The organism is Nocardia macrotermitis (assembly GCF_009604405.1).
GTDB classification, from domain to species: domain Bacteria; phylum Actinomycetota; class Actinomycetes; order Mycobacteriales; family Mycobacteriaceae; genus Nocardia; species Nocardia macrotermitis.
In genome coordinates this window covers 1-16,472 of the sequence record NZ_WEGK01000015.1, presented here as the reverse complement: position 1 = coordinate 16,472, position 16,472 = coordinate 1, and the positions used below count along the sequence as shown (strand labels likewise).

The window sequence follows — 16,472 nt, the reverse complement described above, 5'->3', positions numbered from 1 at the left end:
AGCGACTCGGCCCGAGCCCGCACGGCGGGGGAATCGCGTCCCGGGGTTGGGCGCCCCGGAATCCTCCCGACCCACCGTGCTCGACCGGCGACACCGCGAGACGACCCGGCCGACTCGAAGGACTCGCCCGGTGCGGGCCGGTCCACTCTGTCGTTCCCATCGTTCAGGACACGCCATGAGCGTAGAAGCCCGTCCAGATCCGCTCGACCGGACCACACTCGCGCCCGCTGCCGAGGCGACATCCATCGAAACCACCCGCGCGGCCGACGGCGGTGACGGGCCGCAGGTGCACACGCCGGAGTCGGTGACTGCGGTCCAGCCGCGCGGTCCTGCCGACGCGAGCCGATTACGTTCGTCCGATCCGCCTGGATCGGACGAACAAGCTGTTGTCGAAAGTGCTTCGCCCAGTGAGTATTCCGGAACCGTGGTGGCCGATGATGCTGGGCGATCGACTGAGGTCGTCCAACTCGATCGGCCTGCCGCTCAGGACGAGGGGCAAGGTGGCGACCATCCGGACACCGAACTCGAATCCGTTCGGGAGCGGATTCTCGCGGAGGAGAACGCGCGCGAGGAACGCCAGGTCGCCGAGGTCTGCGCCGAATACGGGATCGAGAACCAGGAGCAGATCGCGGCACTCCGCGAGGCTCATGGCGTTTTCACGGAGACCATAGCTCCCTTCGTTATCGAAGGAGCCCACCGGATGCTGGACAGTCTGCGCAGCAAGGTCGAGAAACAGCCCGATACCGTCGTCGTCATCACCTGCCGGGACGGCCTGGCTCTCGGAATGGCCATGGAAAAAATCGATCCGGAATTCTATAAGGCGCATTGTCGGGTTGTCCGGCTTTCCCGGAAGTGTATGGAAAATGTGGTTCAGGACATGGAGAATGTGACGGGGCAGAAATTCGATGATATCGAGGAAATGCGCGATCGGTCCATGATCGATCCCGAGCAGGTACCCGGTGCGGCCCTCCGGACCCAAAGGCACATGCTGGCCAGCGGAGTTCCGGTCACCACGCCTGGTGCCAATATCGTTTTCATCGACTCCGGTGTCAGGGGGACAATTCAGGAACTCGCCACTGCGGCGTGGCCGAAGGCGAACTACAGTAGTGAGTTCCTGAATTATGTCGAATTCGCGAACGATCCGCACAAGGGTACCAAGACAGGCCATTTCCTGCACATGTCTTCCGATCGCGTTCATCCGTCCGACCTCGACGATCCTGTGAGAATATTCGACAACAAACTAGCGGGTCGCGTATACGAAGAACTCATGCACGGAGCGACGGCATCGACCATCGGGCACGACGAGAACGGAAACCCGGTGTACGGCACCGAAAGTTCGTCGGCGGACCAGGTAGCCCCGTATGCGATCAGCGCGAAATATGAAGATTCCAATCTGCGAATGGCAATCATGGATATCGCTCAACGAGCCGTCTCGAGTCGAGCGCGTACTGCGGCGGAGTCGGTCGCCGCAGGGATCGATTACCGGGAGGACTTGCGTCAAGGGGTCAACGCCTACATCCGAAAGGTGCAATCATGGGTAAACGGCGACGACACCGGAGACCCCGAATTCAAGGCGCTGGCGGATTCGTTCGTGCGGCGCGAAGACAAGCACCTAGTCCATCGATTACGAACCGCCACAAGTGATCTCGGCAAGCCCGCGCACACCGCGGTGTGGCTCGGCTACCAGCACCTCTCGCCTGCCGACAAGGAACGTCTCGTCAAGCAGTACGAACGCACCGCCCTGCCCCCGGGCTCGACCGCACCGGAAGGATCATCCGATGGGTGACTACGACGACTCCGACGAGACCCTCGAGTCCGCCTCGGCGGCGATGCTGGAATTCGCCACCCGCTACCCCGAGTTCTCCGCCCTCGCCGACAAACTGCGCGCGGCCGGGCCGCCACCGCCGCGCGTGCAGGGCACACCGATCATCCTGGACACCGACGTCGGCGGCGATCCGGACGACGCCATCGCCCTGGCCTGCGCCGCTCGTCGGCCCGAACTTGCGCTGGTGCTCACCGCCGACGAAAACCGTGGCCAGCGAGCACAATTCGCCCGCTATCTGTTGGATCTGCTGGGGCGAAACGATGTTCGGGTGGTCGCGGGCGCGGATCTGGGCAACACTCGCTACTGGGTTGTCGACGGCCTGACTCCGGCGACCATCGGGCCCCAGTCCGATGATGTGCTGCGCGCGGTGGTCGAGGTCTGCGCGGCGACCCAAGGCCCGGTGCGCTGGGTCGGATGCGGTCCGCTCACCAACCTCGCGCACGTCCTGCGGACGGTGCCGGATCTGGCCGAGCGGCTCGTCGTCACGCAGATGGGCGGCGCGATCAACTACCGCGATCCGAGTCGGGCCGAACACAATTTCCGGCTCGATGCCGATGCGGCTCGCTACGTGGTGGCGACCGTACCCGAGTTGACGCTCGTCCTGTCCGACGTCACCTTCACCGAGGAGATGGAGATCCACGCCGACAGCGAGGTGTACAAGACGTTGTCGGCGCCCGATGCCCCGGTCTGGGCGCGGCTGCTGGGCACTCATCTCGATCGCTGGTTCACCCTCCGCCACCCCGCCACCAAGCAACACGATCCCCTCACCCTCACCGTCGCCCTCGACCTCCCGTTCGTCGATCTCTCGCGCCCCACCATCACCGTCGCCGGGGACGCCCGCATGAGTACCGATCCGGACGGTCATCCGACCTGGGTCACCATCGACGCCAACTACCCGGCGTTCTGGCGTTGGCTCACAACACAACTCGCCATCTGATCCAGCTTCAGGACGGTGCTTCCAGTTGCGTCGCTGCCTCATTCGCGATGCCGGATCAGCCGTAGGACGGAGGAACCTGCCGCCGCCATCGCCACCACACCCAGTAGTACCGCGACTGTGTCCACCGGTCGCAGATGTCGACTGTGTTTGCCCATGAGCCACCACCTTCGTTGTCGCACTTGATAATTCGGTAACCGGCGTATTGTCGGCCGGGTGATGCTGATGCCGGAGACCAGCTTACGGGCGCGTGAGTTCCGAAGGGAGAGAAAATCTGTCGGAGATCTGTGGTCGGAGTACTGGATGACTCGGTGTGGACGGCATCATTACGGGTATGTCGAATCGACAGCCTCTCTCAGAATTGTCCGCTGCTCTGCTCGATCTGTGCCGCAAGGACGGCATGAAGCTCAGTATCGAAGTTCTGGTGATGGACTCCGGAGACGAAGTCATGATCGCCTTGACCGGCACCGCTCCACCCGCTGATCTGACCGACCGCGGTCGCCTGGCCTGCTGGATCCTCGCTATGGTTATGCGTCGTACCGCCGCGTTCGGCGATGGTACGAGAGACGCGGGAATCGCGCTCGCTGCGCTGCCGACGGACACAACGCTGCACGATATGAACGTCGGTGAGCGAGTCAAACACCTCGGGAGATCGCATGGGTTCAGCAAGCACGATTACGGGGCCCACCGTAACCGAGTTGTCAACGAAATCGCCACGTGTGTCGAGCTCGAGTATCCGAATTACTGTGCGAGACAGTCAATGCGGCGGCATGACGCAATTCCCACCATATTCTTTGCCGGATACGACGTCAACGAGACTATGGACCAGGTTGCCGAAGCCGTGGGTATAGAGGTGGATCGGCTTCCGTTTCCTGCCACTGTCTGTTCGATGGCATCCCGTGTCGCAATGATTGCCGGATACACCTTTGCGGCGCAAGCCGATATGGGCGGCCTCTCTGCCGATGAGCGTTACACTTTGTACCGGCGTCAGGGATCGAGCAGGAACCAGCCCATCAATCGATATCGCGGCCTGACCGCAAACCTCCTGGGAAGTCTGACGGAGGCGCGCATAACCATTATCGAACGATCCGACCTGGTGATCGTTCTCGGAGGAGACGCGGGAACAGACAGCGAGACGCAGTTCGCCGATCGGCTCGGCAAGCCCGTGGTATCGCTTCCCGCGACAGGCGGAGCTGCTCGGCGCTATTACGACAATTTCACCGGAAGAATCCCTACGGCCATCGCTGCCGACTACCGCGATCTCGCTCATCGCGATCCGGATATTTCGGTCCCGGCAGTGGGGCGGGTTGTCACTCACCTCCTGGCCGATCAGTTCGGCTGAGCCATATCCATCACTCAGTACCACAACACAATCCGAAGAAAGGACCGAATACAGCGATGCGCACCGCCGACACGCGATGCCCCACCCCACCGAAACGATCCCGCGGCATGCGGCTGTTACTCATTCGCCACGGCGAGAGTTGGAGCAACGTCGAGGATGTGATCGCCGGTGAGCGCAGTTGCCGCGGCCTGACCGATCGTGGTCGCCACCAAGCTGCGCTGGTTGCCGAATGTCTTGCGGCAGAACGGGATCGGACGGATATCCGCATCGTCTACTCGACCGGCGTCCGGCGGGCTGTGGAGACCGCCGAGCCGATCGCGGAAGCATTCGGTGTGCCGTTGCGGCCCGAGTTCCCGTACAACGACCACGGTGCCGCCGAGGGGAGCGGACGAAGCGAAACACTTTCCGGTGCAGCAGGATCCCGGCCACTGTCCGTCGATGGGCCGATCGCGCCCGGTGTCGATTCATGGGCGACTTCGGCCCGCAGAGTGGGGCGGATGCTCGACGTCTTGATGTGTCGTCATCACGGAGACACCGTGGTGCTCGCCTGTCATCGGGAGACGGTTCTTGCTGCGGGGCAACACTTTCAGCGTATACCGCCGACTCTCGATCATGCCACCGCTGAGGTCGATTACACCGCGATAACCGAGTGGGCGTACGGGCCGCGATCCAGAGATCCCCAACACTGGCGATGGACGCTGGTCCGCCACAACGACACTCGGCACCTGCTGACCATGTGAGTTCGTTGCTCGCGGATTCGAAAAGTCGAATCTCTTCCCGCGCCTCCTCGCATATGTCAGGGCCGATGATCGGCGACTCTCGTCGATCATCGGCCCTCGGCGGACTTCACGGGCGTATGAGGAGAGGTTTCGGTCGTCTCCTCGCCGAGCGTGCGCCGTCCGTCGCACGTAGTGGCCGCAGGTCAGACGGTGAGCACGATCTTGCCCTGTAGATGGCCGCTCTCGATCAGCCGGTGGGCGTCGGCGATGTGCTCGAACGGGAATGTCTGTTGGACGTGGACGCGGAGTTTGCCCTGGTCCACGAGGTTGACCAGGCTGTTCAGGGCGATCGGATCGGGCTCGACCGCGATGCCGCTGAAACGCATACCGGCGGCTTCGAACCTCGCGATGAGGTCGGTGTCCTCGTCGGCGACCGCTGTGACGAAGTGGCCGCCGGGGCGGAGAACCGCGAGTGAGCGGGCGGCGGCGTCGCCGCCGAGGGTGTCGAGGACCAGGTCGATGTCGCTGATAGTTTCGGCGAAATCGACTGTCGTGTAGTCGATCACCTCGTCGGCCCCGAGTTCCTCGACGAACTCTCGCTTACTCTTGCTCGCGGTTGTGATCACGTGTGCACCAAGGGATTTCGCGATCTGGATCGCGACATGGCCGACGCCGCCACCACCGGCGTGGATCAGCACGCGGGTGCCCTCGCGAATATTGCCGAGGTCGACCAGGCCCTGCCACGCGGTCAACCCGACCACCGGCAACGCCGCCGCCTCGATATGCGAGAGCGAGGCCGGTTTGCGCACCAGATGCAGGGCCGGCGCCGCCACGAATTCGGCGTACGCGTTGGCCGCGCGCGGGAACAGCGGCATGCCGAACACCTCGTCGCCCGGCCGGAAACGCCACGACTGCGCGGTCTCGACCACGCCGCTGACATCCCAGCCGAGGATGAACGGTGGCTGCCCCAGAAGCGGGAATTCGCCTGCGCGCAAACGTGGTTCGAGTGGGTTGAGTCCGATGGCCGCGACGCGGATCAGGACTTCGGTCGGCAGGGTTCGGGGTTCGGGCACTTCCTCGATGGTGAGGACTTCCGGTCCGCCGAGGGTGTGCTGGGTGATGGCTCGCATGGTTCGAGTCTGAATCGCCGAGCGTGGGCGTACCACCGGTGTCTCGCCAGGAAATCCCGATAACCCGCCAACCTCATCGATCCGGAATCCGGCCTACAGTGGTGCTGATGACCGAACTCGTCCCCGAACCGGTGTTCTGGACCGATGATCCGCCGGACTGCGAACCCCTGACCCACGGCGCGGATATCGCCCCGCACTTCCACGACTTCGGCCAGCTCCGGTACGCCGCGTCCGGCGCGCTGGTCACGGCGACCGAGGTCGGCACCTGGGTGACACCGGCGAACCGCATCACCTGGGTACCGCCGTACTTCGTGCACAGCAGCCGCTCCCATGGCGAGACCGACGTCCGCCTCCTCCGCGTCCCCTCCGCCGCGGCCGCGCAATTGCCCACGGAGCCTTCGGTTTTCACGGCCAGCGCACTGATGCGCGAAGCATATCTGGCGCTGCTCACCGAGCCCACCGAAACTCCCCGCGCCCGCCTCCTGCTCGAGGTCGTCCTCGCCGAACTCACCCGCGCCCCACAGGAACCCCTGCGCCTCCCCGAACCCACCGACCCTCGCCTCAAAGCCGTCACCGACCTGCTGCACACCGACCCCGCCACCCCCGCGACCCTCGCCGAACTCGGCCACCGCACCGGCTCCAGCAACCGCACCCTCAGCCGCCTCTTCAGCAGCGACCTCGCCATGACCTTCCACCAATGGCGCACCCTCCTACGCATCCAACGCGCTCTCCTCGAACTCGCCGACGGCACCTCGGTCACCGACACCGCCATCCGCCTGGGCTGGTCCAACCCGACCAGCTTCATCGAAGCCTTCACCGACCTCGTCGGCCAAACCCCGGGTCGTTACCGCAGTGCGGCACACGTCATGCCCGACTGACGCCGGTGTCGCGCCTGCTGACCCGCTACTGCGAAGCCCCGCATCGCAAACACGATCGAGCGGCCATTTTGAATTTCCAAAGATGTTCTCGGACAATCTCTTCCGGCATGTCACATCTGCCAGACCCGTGAATGTGCCTACCTGATAGTGGCACTCGCATCAGCGAGTCCGAGATCCACAGTGGCCGCGATGATCTCGGCCGAACACGGCTCGAACATCGGTGTCAGCGCAGGCTTCGGTCGGTGGTGTCGAAGTGACGTCCGGCCGCATCGTGGCTATCGGTGCGGGGTGGATACGGGTCCGAGGAACGGGAGGACGACCGTGCAGGTCGACGGGGTGGCGTGTGTCGGGTCGAGGGCGTTGAGTACCTCGTGCACCGCGACCGGGTCCGAGGGTAGTTCGTTGTGGTCGGTGAAATCGGTCGGGCAGAGGTCCTGGAGGACGACGTTGTGCACGTTGGGCCCGTCGAGCAGGCCCGTGGTGTACGGGGTGGCGATCTCGTCGTAGCGGGTCACGATCATGGTGAACGGAATCCGCGGTGTGGCAGCGGGATTCGGGTGGAAGTCCCGCAGGAACGGTGCGCCCGGTGACAGTTGACACGGTCCGCAGCGGCGGGTGGCCGTCGCGCCGCTGCCGGTGGATTCCACCAGTGGTTGCGCGGCGGCGAGACCACTGACCGTGGACCCGTGCATGGGTGCGGCCAGCGCGATGTAGCGGCCGATCTTCGCCGCCCCGCCGAGTCGGCTCAGGTAGTAGTAGGCCACCGCGCCACCGATCGAATGACTCACCAGGTCAACATGTTTCGCCCCCGTGGCCGCCAGGACCTGATCGACGAACCTGCCGACCTGCGCGGCACTGTCCTGCACCGGAGCGGTCGCGCCGAGCGGACCCGGCCCCTCGGATCCGTAGGTGGTGGTGAAAACGCAGTAGCCCGCGCGGGTCAGCACCGGCGACAGGGTGTTCCAGCTCATCGTATCGTTCGACAAACCATGAAGCAGCACAACGGGATTCGGATGTTCCGCAGTCGGTCGACAGGACCGATCGTTGGCCCCGGGTGGCGACTGCCCCGGTCCGGTCACTTCGGCCAGCACGCCACCCGGATAACTGTAGGACGGGTCGGGCAGGTGATCATCGGCCGCACCCGTCCCGGCCGCTGTCACGAGCATCGCGGCAGCCAGCGTGGCAGCGGACATCACTCGTCGCACCGTCGTACTCCTTCACTCGTACTTCCCGGTCGGAGGTCCTTTCTTCCCCGCCGTGAGAGGCATGACCGACCGGCCGGTCACAACATAGCACGGGGAGTACGCTTACGGCACCGAGAGATTTCGTGGCAGCGAGAGAGAGGAGAGCGGTCCATGGCCCGACCCGCCGAACCCGGACGCAGGGCGCTGCTGGATGCCGGTTCCGCGGTCGCCGATCGCGAGGGACTGCGCGGCCTGTCGGTCAACGCTGTCGTCGCAACGGCCGGAATGTCCAAAGGCAGCTTCTACCACCACTTTCCGGACCGCCGCAGCTACGTGATCGCCCTACACCGCCGCTACCACGACACCCTGGCCGAAGCGATCCTCACCGAAATCGCCGACCTCCCACCGGGTTTCCCCCGCCTCACCACAGCGATAACCTCGTACCTCGACATCTGCCTGCGCACCCGGGGCACGAAAGCCTTTCTCGCCCAATCCCGCACCGACACCGACCTGCTCGACGAGGTCCACACCCGCAACCAAGCCGTAGCCGCCCTCATGGAACCCGACCTCCGCACCATCGGCTGGCCCGACCCCACCGCAGTAGCACACCTGGTCGTGGCCATGGTCGCCGAGGTAGCCCTCTCCGAACTGTATGCCGAAGCGCCACAACAGAATCTGCGTTCGGCCGTGATCGACCTGATCACCGGATAGCGCCGATCCGACAGTGCCCGGCGGCAGCTTCATGTCGCCGTAGCGGATACGGCCGATCCGCGAGGTGCGAACTCGGACGTTCCTCGGCTACTTCGCCACGGCCTTACCGCCGGTCGGCCCGACCGCGAACCAGGTCCCGCCGACGCCCTGCCCCAGCAGGTCTCCCGGCCGCTTGTCCTTCGAGAAGTAGTACACCGGCCAGCCGCCGATGGTGATCTGGCACGAGCCGTCCGCCCGCTCGACGAACCCGGTCAGTTGGGGATTGATCCCGTCCACGTACAGATTCTGGCCACGGCTGACCAGCAGTGGCGGCCAGGTGCCGGCGCAGTTCCCGTTGCAGTTCGACGCGGACGGCTTGGCGGTGTCCTTGTCGAACCGGTAGAGCGAGCGCCCGTCCCGATCGGTCACCCGCATCCCGACAACGGGGTCGATGACCACCCTGAGCTCGATCGCATTGGCCCCCGCGGGCGCGGACCCGTTGTAAATGTTCAGCCACCCTTGGGTTTTCGCGAGCGCAGGCGCCGATGCCGACGGGGCCGCCGGGGCAGCGGTAGCAGCCGGAGTGGCGGACAGGGCCATCACCCCGGCCGCAGCGACCGCGGCCATCGCGCTGGTGATCATCGTCGTGATTCTCGACATGGTTTCCTCCGAAGGTGTTCGCGTTGCCAGTGCCCACAATCCTTCGCCGTCGAAGCCGAATGTTCTGTTCCCGCCACGACATTCGTTGTGTATCCGCGCCGACACAACACCACCCCGCTCGAACCGCGGCTTCTCCTGGCGCCGAACCCCGGTACCCCTGGGATCAGCGCAGTGATCGGCCGCTGGTGATGCTCAGCCGTGGCTGGCTTTGTTCGCCTGTGTGTACTGGTCGTCGGTGACGGGCTCGAGCCAGGTGGTGCCGTCACCGGTGTCGGCGCCTTCGAGCATGGCGATGTGGCTCATCATGCAGTCGATGCCGGCGCCGTGCCAGTGCTCTTCGCCGGGTGGGGTCCAGACGGTGTCGCCGGGGGTGAGGCGGATGACGGCGCCGTCGCGGTTGACGACGAGTCCGCTGCCGTCGGTGCAGTAGAGGGTTTGGCCGTGGGCGTGGGAGTGCCAGTTGGTGTGGGCTCCGGGGGTGAAGCGCACGATGCTGGCGATGAGCCGCGATCCGTCGACGGGCTTCTTGAGCGGGTTGACGTAGACGTCGCCGGTGAAGTTCTGCTCGGGAGCCTTGGCGGTCGGGGTGCGTGTGGTCAGTTCCACGGGGTCTCCTTTTCGGTTTCGGTTGTCGCACTGGATGTTTGATCCGGCGCGTGTTCGGTGGCGGCCCAACTGGCGAGCAGGGCCAGATTGTCGGCCGAAGCGGTGGCGGGTTCGGCGGTGTAGGCGGTGAGGGTGAGTCCGGGTGCGGCGACGAGTTCCATCGAGTCGTAGGCGAGTTCGAGATGGCCGACGGCGGGATGATGGAAGGTTTTGATGCCGCCGCGGTGGATGCGGACGTCGTGGGTGGCCCAGCGGGTACGGAAGGCTTCGCTGTGGGTGGCCAGTTCGCCGATCAGCGCGGTGAGGTCCGGGTCGTCGGGGTGGCGGCCGGTTTCGGCGCGCAGCAGCGCGACCGCGACCGCGAGGGCGCCGTCGTGGTCGGGGTAGTAGTCGCCCGCGCGGGGATCGAGGAAGTCGAAGCGGGCGATGTTGCCGCGGTGGGCGGGATTGTCGAGGACCGGCGAGTAGAGGGCGCGCCCGAGCTGGTTGCTCGCCAGGATGTCCAGGCGACCGTTGCGGACGAACGCCGCGGTGCCGGTCATGGAGTCCATCACCCGCTGCACGCTCGCCGGGACCTGGACCTTGGCGCGGCGGCGCGGGGTGCGGGCGGGTTTGGCGGTGCGAGCGAGGTTGAACAGGTGCTCGCGCTCGGCATCGGTGAGCCGCAACGCGCGGGCCACAGCGGACAGGACGTCGTCGGACACGCCGCTGATGTGCCCTTTCTCGAGGCGGATATACCAGTCGGTGCTGACCCCGGCGAGCACGGCGACCTCTTCGCGCCGCAGCCCCGGTACGCGCCGCCGCCCACCCGCGGGCAGCCCCACCTGTTCGGGAGTGAGCTTCGCCCGCCGGGTTGCCAGGAAGTCTCTGATCTCGGCTCGGTTGTCCACACCACTCACGGTACGAGGAACGCCGAATTTAGGGAGGTCGAATCACTACCCCCGATAACGCAACCTCCCGCCCGGGCGCGAACAGCGGTTTCCTGGATGCCATGACCACTTCCCCCACTCCGGTACACCTGCCGGCCGCATCGGCGTATACCCCTGTGCCCGAGCCGGTTTCCGATGCTCGTCACGCCCGATCGGCGCTGGCGGCGGCGGTGCTGGGCTTCTTCGTCGTCACCCTGGACGCGGTCGTGGTGAACGTGACGCTGCCGTCGATCCGCGCCGACCTCGGTGGCGGGGTGGCCGGGCTGCAGTGGGTGGTCGACGGCTATACCCTGATGTTCGCTGCACTATTGCTGACGGCTGGGTCGGTGAGCGATCGCGTCGGTGCCCGTCGCGCGTTCTCGACCGGAACGGTGGTGTTCGTGCTGGCTTCGATCGCGTGCGGTCTCGCCCCGGCCCTGCCTGTGCTGGTGGGGGCGCGATTCGTGCAGGGTGCGGCGGCCGCGGCGATGATGCCCGCGTCGATGGCGCTGATCCGCCAGGGGTTCCCGGAATCGGCGGCGCGGGCTCGTGCGGTCGCGGTGTGGGCGATGGGCGGGGCGGTCGCGTCCTCGGCGGGCCCGGTCCTGGGCGGTGTGCTCACCATGATCGATTGGCGGCTGATCTTCTTCCTGAACGTGCCCGCCGGCGCGCTGGCGTTGTGGCTGGCATCGCGCACCGAGGCGAGCCCGCGGCGGCGGGTGCCGTTCGATCCGGTCGGGCAGCTCACCGGTGTCGTCGCCATGAGCGCGGCGACGTTCGCGGCGATCGAGGCCGGTGCTCGCGGATTCGGTTCGGCGACAGTGCTTTCGGCGTTCGGGTTGGCCGTTGCCGCGCTGGCCGGGTTCGTCGTCGCTCAGCGGAGGGTGGCGCATCCGATGCTGCCGCGGGGGCTGTTCGCGTCTCGCGCCGTGGTGATCACGGTGGTCACCGGCTTCGCGTTCATGGTCGGTTACTACGGGCTGCCGTTCGTGATCAGCCTGTTCCTGCAACAGCACCGCGGCCTGTCCGCCCTGCACACCGGGTTGGTGTTCGTGCCGATGATGCTCGTCGGCGCCGCACTGACCCCGCTCTCGGCCCGATTCCCGCGCAAACCGATCATCGTCATCGGACTCGCGCTGATGGCCATCGGCCTGGCCGTCCTCGGATTCACCGCCGCGTCGATGCCGCTGTGGGTGCTGGCAGGGCTGATGATGCTCGTCGGGCTCGGCGGGCCGACCGTGTCACCACCGGCGACCGCGGTGTTGCTCGACGCCGTTCCCGCTCGGCAGGCCGGGGTCGCGTCCGGAGTGTTCAACACCAGCCGCCAGCTCGGCGGCGCGCTCGCGGTGGCCGTGTTCGGCGGGCTGCTCACCCACCCCGACACCTTCGCCGCGGGCGTGCGCACCAGCCTGCTCATCGCCGCCGTCGTGCTCGCCGCCACCGCGGTGCTGGCGCTGTTCCTGCCCGCTACCAAGGCGACCCGATGACCGAAAATATATGTACGCCAACCGATCTCGCCCACCGAGGTGACATCGGATCAATATCCGACGACGAGAGGAAGCAATCGTGACCGAGGAACAGAGCACCGGTTGGACCGGCGGGCAGCGCGCGTTCGGCGACTTCGCGCCCGGCCTGGTCCACTACACCGACAAGGTCCTGTTCGACGAGGTGTGGGAACGCGAGGACCTGTCCAAGCGGGACCGCAGCCTGATCACCGTCGCCGCGCTCACCGCGATGGGCAAAACCGATCAACTCACCTTCCACCTCGACTTCGCCCGCCGCAACGGCGTCACCGAGACCGAACTGAAAGAGGCGATCACCCATCTCGCCTTCTACACCGGCTGGCCCAACGGCATGAGCGCGATGACCGTCGCCGAACAGGTCTTCGGCGACTGAGGACCTCGCCGCGCCATCCCGGCAGCGATCGGTGAACGCCGCCGCCACCCGTGAGTATCACCTGAGAACCAAGGAGTACGAAGTCATGATCCTGCACGAGACATACACGCTGTCCAACGACGTGCGCATCCCGAAACTGGGCCTGGGCACCTGGTTCATCGACGACGACAAGGCCGCCGACGCCGTGCGCGCGGCCGTCGCCCTCGGCTACCGCAACATCGACACCGCGCAGGCCTACGGCAACGAGCGAGGCGTCGGCGAAGGAGTCCGCGGCACCGATATCGCCCGCGACGAACTCTTCGTATCCACCAAACTCGCGGCCGAGATCAAGGACTACGACCGAGCCGTCGCCGCGATCGAGGCCTCCTTGGCAACACTGGGCCTGGACCACATCGACCTGATGCTGATCCACAGCCCGCAACCCTGGGCCGACTTCCGGGGCGGCGACTACGCCGAGGGCAACCGCGAAGCCTGGCGCGCCCTCGAAAACGCCTACCAGGCAGGCAAACTCCGCTCGATCGGCGTCTCCAACTTCGAACAACCCGACCTCGACAACATCCTCTCGACCTGCACCATCACCCCCCACGTGAACCAACTCCTCGTCCACGCAGGCAACACCCCCACCGACCTCATCACCTACTGCGAGGACCGAAACATCCTCGTGGAAGCGTATTCCCCCATCGCCCACGGCCAGATCCTCGACAACCCCGACATCCGATCAATGGCCGCCCGATACCAGGTAACCGTCCCACAACTCTGCATCCGTTACACGTTGCAGCTGGGCACCGTATCGCTCCCCAAAACCGCCACCCCCGAACACATGCGCAGCAATGCCCAGGTCGACTTCGAGATCACCGAGGACGATATGAACGTCTTGCGCAACCTGCGCGCCCGGGATTACGGGGAGCACAGCGTGTTTCCGGTTTACAGCGGCGAGTGACCGCCACCGTTGGCAACACAGCGGAGCTGCGGGGACTGTGCGAACAACGGTGTGACTCCGGCCGCCAGCGTTCCGACGCCCGAGATCCCCAGCGACCTCGACACCGTCCCCGGGAGCCCTGTACCCGTTGCCTGCCAAGCGGTCGACGCCCGCGCCGACGTGCTGCGCTGGAACCGTGTGCACGGCCTGCACCCTGCTTCGGTCAGTGCTCCGGCGGGTGAGTGCGACACTCGCTGGCAGCTGTTCGCGGCGCCGGGTCATCGTGGTCGGCTGTCAGCGACACCATGCACGGGCGCAGCAGCCGGATGATGTGTTCAGGTTCGGCGTCGGCGAGATCGTCCGATTTGGACAGGTGCCGGGACACCATGACACCGAGAATCACGGCGCTGATCAGGGCGGACCGCAGATCGGCGTCCTCGGCGGGGATCGCGTCGGCGATCTGCGTTCGGTAGCGGGCCATGGCCGCGCTGACGGCGTCGGCGGCTTCGGGGTTGGTCAGCATGGACCGGAACATGCTCAGGGACTCCACCGGCTCGTCGGTCAGCCGATCGGCGAGGTTGGCGAGGATCTGCTCGGCGGCCTGCCCCGGTTCCGCGGCGATCTCGGGGGTCGGCGCGGCCTCGAGTACTCGCCGGAACAGCTCCTGCTTGGAGCCGAAATAGTGCATGACCAGACCGGATTCGACCCCGGCGGCCGAGGCGATCCCGCGGATTGTGGTCCGTTCATAACCGTCGGCGAAAAATGCCCGGGCGGCGGCGTCGAGGATGCGCGCTTCGCTGCGGCGGGCCTGCTCGGCCCGCGAACCGGTCCGGGGAGTCGTCATCGGCCCATCGTACGCATATTGACCGGATATCCAGTTCGTTGTACCGTCGTTCAGTGAACGCTTGTTCAACGAACCTTGTCGCAGCGAAAGGGATCACCGATATGCCTCCTGCCTCCATCTCCGATGTTTTGACCCGCCGCCGCCAACTGACCCTGGGCGGTGACGCCGACGGCCTGGCCGACTTGTACGCCCCCGACGCGGTGATCGAAGCGCCGTTCGCCGGGCCTTCGGATTCGCCCATGCGCCTGGTCGGCCGGGAAGCGATCCGCGAGTACGCGAGGCGTATCACGGCGTCGCCGATCCGGCTGGACTCCTACGAAGTGGCCGAGATCTACCAGACTCGAGACCCGGAAGTGGTGATCGTCGAGATGAGGGGAAAGGCGACCGTGACTACGACGGGCCGGGCGTTCGAGACGACGTCCATCCAGATCCTCCGGATCCGGGATGGCCACATCGTTCTGTTTCGTGATTACGCCAACCCCAAGGTTCTCGACGACGTTCTCGAGGGAGCGCAACAGTGAAACAGTCAGTGCGCGTGGCCGTCACGGCCGCTGCCATCAGCCTGACAGTCGTCGGCTGTGCTGCGACCGCAGCCGCGACACCCGCCAGCGGGGTGTCCGCGAGGCTGCTCTGGACGGCCGACATCGACGGCGTCGATCACGTTCTGATGCAGTTCACACTCGCCCCTGGCGGATCGACAGGGTGGCACTATCAAGACGGGGCGGCCTATGTCGCCGTGGTCAGCGGAACTTTGAGTCACTACGGACCGAACTGTGTGCTCGACGGAATCCACCGGGCCGGCGACGTCAGCTCGGAGCCGCCAGGAGTCGGCAACGTGCACGACGGACGCAACGAAGGATCAGAGCCGGTGGTGATGGACGTGCTCTACGTCCAGCCGGTAGGCGTGCCGACATCGGTCAATACGCCGGCTCCGAACTGCGTCACGCCGACCGCTGCGGAATGATCGAGGACGGGCCGGAATGTCTGATACAGCTGGACTCGAACGCAAGGTCAAGCAGTTCAACAAGATCATTGTCGGTTTGCAGAGAATCGGGATCGCATTCGGGCCGATGCACCTGCTGACTGTGCCCGGTCGCAGGAGCGGACTCGAGCGTACGGCTCCGGTCAATGTCGTGCCGATTGCTGGACAGCGCTACCTCATCCAGGTTTATCCGAGGGCCGGGTGGGTGGCAAATGTCCGTAGTGCGGAAACGGCGACTCTGAGCCGAGGTCGACGGTCTTCGACGGTTCGCTTGGTCGAACTGTCGGTGCAGGAACGTCGCCCGCTGCTGCATGACCATGTGCTGAACAGCCCGAAGCGGGTGGCCGCTCTATTCGTCAGAAGTGGGCTGACAGAGCGGGCCGACGCGGAGGCTGTGGCAGCCGCCGCAGACCGTATTGCGATGTTTCGGATCGTGTCGAAGTGACCGGCAAGATGTCCTCGAGGCAAGGCGACCATGCCATTTCGAGCGCGCCGATGACACCCGTCTGAGAGCATGTTCCGCGACGGTTGGCGGAACATGATCGGCATGAGCGGGCGTCGACGACGGCACCCGCATCGCAGGAGTCAGCAGCTGGCTCGCCCAAAGATGGTGGCGCCAAGGGCATTTGGCACCCTGAACCACCCATCCATTCCGCAACTCATTTCGGCGGAGAATCGGCCCCGGCAGACTCGACCGGTGGCGCAGATTGTCCGGCGCCGCCATGGCCGTCCCGTCAGTACCTTGGGACGCCAAAGGGGGGCGCGCAATGCCACACAACAGCGAAGCCGCAGGCTACTGGCCTGCGGCTTCGTAATGAGTGGGCCTAACCTGGATCTTGCGCCGGGCCTGCGGCCCGGCGTGATCGGGTTCGGATTGGTTGTTTGCCGCTGATCAGCGGCTTTCGGGCAATCTTGGGTGGCCCGGTCGGCGGGTTGGCCGCCGGGCTCCACGGGC

At 65.7% G+C, this 16,472-nt stretch carries 18 protein-coding genes; 12 read left to right on the top strand and 6 right to left on the bottom strand.

The window, feature by feature from the left end:
* Positions 1-175: 175 nt before the first annotated feature.
* The 4 genes from NRB20_RS28850 (at position 176) to NRB20_RS28835 (ending at position 4,841) form a co-directional block, all read left to right on the top strand.
* The gene (locus tag NRB20_RS28850; protein WP_153414574.1) at positions 176-1,786 is read left to right on the top strand and encodes a hypothetical protein; all 1,611 of its coding nucleotides are present in this window, start codon (positions 176-178) and stop codon (positions 1,784-1,786) included.
* A complete protein-coding gene (locus tag NRB20_RS28845; RefSeq protein ID WP_153414573.1) occupies positions 1,779-2,762 on the top strand; it encodes a nucleoside hydrolase in 984 nt (327 codons plus the stop codon). Before NRB20_RS28850 ends, NRB20_RS28845 begins: the two co-directional genes overlap by 8 nt.
* A gap of 310 nt (positions 2,763-3,072) precedes the next feature.
* Positions 3,073-4,101, top strand: a complete 1,029-nt coding sequence (locus NRB20_RS28840) for a hypothetical protein (protein ID WP_153414572.1) — start codon at positions 3,073-3,075, stop codon at positions 4,099-4,101.
* Between the two features lie 56 nt (positions 4,102-4,157).
* Positions 4,158-4,841, top strand: coding sequence for a histidine phosphatase family protein (locus NRB20_RS28835; RefSeq protein WP_153414571.1), 684 nt, complete (start codon positions 4,158-4,160; stop codon positions 4,839-4,841).
* A 182-nt stretch (positions 4,842-5,023) separates the two neighbouring features.
* Here the strand turns inward: NRB20_RS28835 and NRB20_RS28830 are convergent, their stop codons facing one another.
* Positions 5,024-5,950 carry an NADP-dependent oxidoreductase gene (locus NRB20_RS28830; RefSeq protein WP_153414570.1) on the bottom strand — a complete coding sequence of 309 codons (927 nt, stop codon included), beginning with the start codon at positions 5,948-5,950 and terminating at the stop codon, positions 5,024-5,026.
* A gap of 107 nt (positions 5,951-6,057) precedes the next feature.
* On the opposite strand from NRB20_RS28830, the gene NRB20_RS28825 reads away from it, so the two are divergent.
* A complete protein-coding gene (locus NRB20_RS28825; protein WP_153414569.1) occupies positions 6,058-6,828 on the top strand; it encodes an AraC family transcriptional regulator in 771 nt (256 codons plus the stop codon).
* Positions 6,829-7,103: 275 nt separating this feature from the next.
* Here the strand turns inward: NRB20_RS28825 and NRB20_RS28820 are convergent, their stop codons facing one another.
* Positions 7,104-8,033 carry an esterase/lipase family protein gene (locus tag NRB20_RS28820; protein WP_319945524.1) on the bottom strand — a complete coding sequence of 310 codons (930 nt, stop codon included), beginning with the start codon at positions 8,031-8,033 and terminating at the stop codon, positions 7,104-7,106.
* Positions 8,034-8,183: 150 nt separating this feature from the next.
* On the opposite strand from NRB20_RS28820, the gene NRB20_RS28815 reads away from it, so the two are divergent.
* A complete protein-coding gene (locus tag NRB20_RS28815) occupies positions 8,184-8,723 on the top strand; it encodes a TetR/AcrR family transcriptional regulator (protein ID WP_153414568.1) in 540 nt (179 codons plus the stop codon).
* A gap of 87 nt (positions 8,724-8,810) precedes the next feature.
* Here the strand turns inward: NRB20_RS28815 and NRB20_RS28810 are convergent, their stop codons facing one another.
* From NRB20_RS28810 to NRB20_RS28800, 3 genes are all read right to left on the bottom strand, one after another.
* On the bottom strand, positions 8,811-9,362 hold the full coding sequence (locus NRB20_RS28810) for a hypothetical protein (protein ID WP_153414567.1): 552 nt from the start codon (positions 9,360-9,362) through the stop codon (positions 8,811-8,813).
* A gap of 192 nt (positions 9,363-9,554) precedes the next feature.
* Positions 9,555-9,968: a (R)-mandelonitrile lyase gene (locus NRB20_RS28805; protein WP_319945523.1), complete on the bottom strand. Its 414-nt coding sequence runs from the start codon at positions 9,966-9,968 to the stop codon at positions 9,555-9,557.
* Positions 9,959-10,858 carry a helix-turn-helix transcriptional regulator gene (locus NRB20_RS28800; protein ID WP_319945522.1) on the bottom strand — a complete coding sequence of 300 codons (900 nt, stop codon included), beginning with the start codon at positions 10,856-10,858 and terminating at the stop codon, positions 9,959-9,961. Before NRB20_RS28800 ends, NRB20_RS28805 begins: the two co-directional genes overlap by 10 nt.
* Positions 10,859-10,959: 101 nt before the next feature.
* Between NRB20_RS28800 and NRB20_RS28795 the strand changes: the two genes are divergently transcribed.
* The 3 genes from NRB20_RS28795 (at position 10,960) to NRB20_RS28785 (ending at position 13,712) form a co-directional block, all read left to right on the top strand.
* Positions 10,960-12,363, top strand: coding sequence for an MFS transporter (locus tag NRB20_RS28795; RefSeq protein ID WP_153414566.1), 1,404 nt, complete (start codon positions 10,960-10,962; stop codon positions 12,361-12,363).
* A 79-nt stretch (positions 12,364-12,442) separates the two neighbouring features.
* Positions 12,443-12,772, top strand: coding sequence for a carboxymuconolactone decarboxylase family protein (locus NRB20_RS28790; protein WP_319945521.1), 330 nt, complete (start codon positions 12,443-12,445; stop codon positions 12,770-12,772).
* Positions 12,773-12,857: 85 nt separating this feature from the next.
* Complete coding sequence (locus NRB20_RS28785; RefSeq protein WP_153414565.1) at positions 12,858-13,712, top strand: aldo/keto reductase; 855 nt, start codon at positions 12,858-12,860, stop codon at positions 13,710-13,712.
* A gap of 202 nt (positions 13,713-13,914) precedes the next feature.
* Here NRB20_RS28785 and NRB20_RS28780 read toward each other — a convergent pair whose 3' ends face one another.
* A complete protein-coding gene (locus tag NRB20_RS28780) occupies positions 13,915-14,535 on the bottom strand; it encodes a TetR/AcrR family transcriptional regulator (RefSeq protein ID WP_153414564.1) in 621 nt (206 codons plus the stop codon).
* 101 nt (positions 14,536-14,636) lie between these two features.
* Here NRB20_RS28780 and NRB20_RS28775 point away from each other — a divergent pair, with 101 nt between their 5' ends.
* Genes NRB20_RS28775 through NRB20_RS28765 form a run of 3 tightly spaced genes read left to right on the top strand, consistent with a single transcriptional unit; the run spans position 14,637 to position 15,962 of the window.
* Complete coding sequence (locus NRB20_RS28775) at positions 14,637-15,056, top strand: nuclear transport factor 2 family protein (RefSeq protein ID WP_194290042.1); 420 nt, start codon at positions 14,637-14,639, stop codon at positions 15,054-15,056.
* Positions 15,053-15,499: a cupin domain-containing protein gene (locus NRB20_RS28770; RefSeq protein ID WP_153414562.1), complete on the top strand. Its 447-nt coding sequence runs from the start codon at positions 15,053-15,055 to the stop codon at positions 15,497-15,499. Before NRB20_RS28775 ends, NRB20_RS28770 begins: the two co-directional genes overlap by 4 nt.
* Before the next feature lie 16 nt (positions 15,500-15,515).
* Positions 15,516-15,962 (top strand): PNPOx family protein, encoded by a 447-nt coding sequence (locus NRB20_RS28765; RefSeq protein ID WP_153414561.1) that lies wholly within the window; start codon positions 15,516-15,518, stop codon positions 15,960-15,962.
* The last annotated feature ends 510 nt before the right edge of the window (positions 15,963-16,472 follow it).

Excerpts from the sequence above, each read along its gene's own strand:
- NRB20_RS28850 (WP_153414574.1), top strand. The coding sequence starts at position 176 with ATGAGCGTAGAAGCCCGTCCAGATCCGCTCGACCGGACCACACTCGCG.
- NRB20_RS28845 (WP_153414573.1), top strand. The coding sequence starts at position 1,779 with ATGGGTGACTACGACGACTCCGACGAGACCCTCGAGTCCGCCTCGGCG.
- NRB20_RS28835 (WP_153414571.1), top strand. The coding sequence starts at position 4,158 with ATGCGCACCGCCGACACGCGATGCCCCACCCCACCGAAACGATCCCGC.
- NRB20_RS28830 (WP_153414570.1), bottom strand. The coding sequence starts at position 5,950 with ATGCGAGCCATCACCCAGCACACCCTCGGCGGACCGGAAGTCCTCACC.
- NRB20_RS28825 (WP_153414569.1), top strand. The coding sequence starts at position 6,058 with ATGACCGAACTCGTCCCCGAACCGGTGTTCTGGACCGATGATCCGCCG.
- NRB20_RS28815 (WP_153414568.1), top strand. The coding sequence starts at position 8,184 with ATGGCCCGACCCGCCGAACCCGGACGCAGGGCGCTGCTGGATGCCGGT.
- NRB20_RS28810 (WP_153414567.1), bottom strand. The coding sequence starts at position 9,362 with ATGTCGAGAATCACGACGATGATCACCAGCGCGATGGCCGCGGTCGCT.
- NRB20_RS28795 (WP_153414566.1), top strand. The coding sequence starts at position 10,960 with ATGACCACTTCCCCCACTCCGGTACACCTGCCGGCCGCATCGGCGTAT.
- NRB20_RS28785 (WP_153414565.1), top strand. The coding sequence starts at position 12,858 with ATGATCCTGCACGAGACATACACGCTGTCCAACGACGTGCGCATCCCG.
- NRB20_RS28780 (WP_153414564.1), bottom strand. The coding sequence starts at position 14,535 with ATGACGACTCCCCGGACCGGTTCGCGGGCCGAGCAGGCCCGCCGCAGC.
- NRB20_RS28775 (WP_194290042.1), top strand. The coding sequence starts at position 14,637 with ATGCCTCCTGCCTCCATCTCCGATGTTTTGACCCGCCGCCGCCAACTG.
- NRB20_RS28765 (WP_153414561.1), top strand. The coding sequence starts at position 15,516 with ATGTCTGATACAGCTGGACTCGAACGCAAGGTCAAGCAGTTCAACAAG.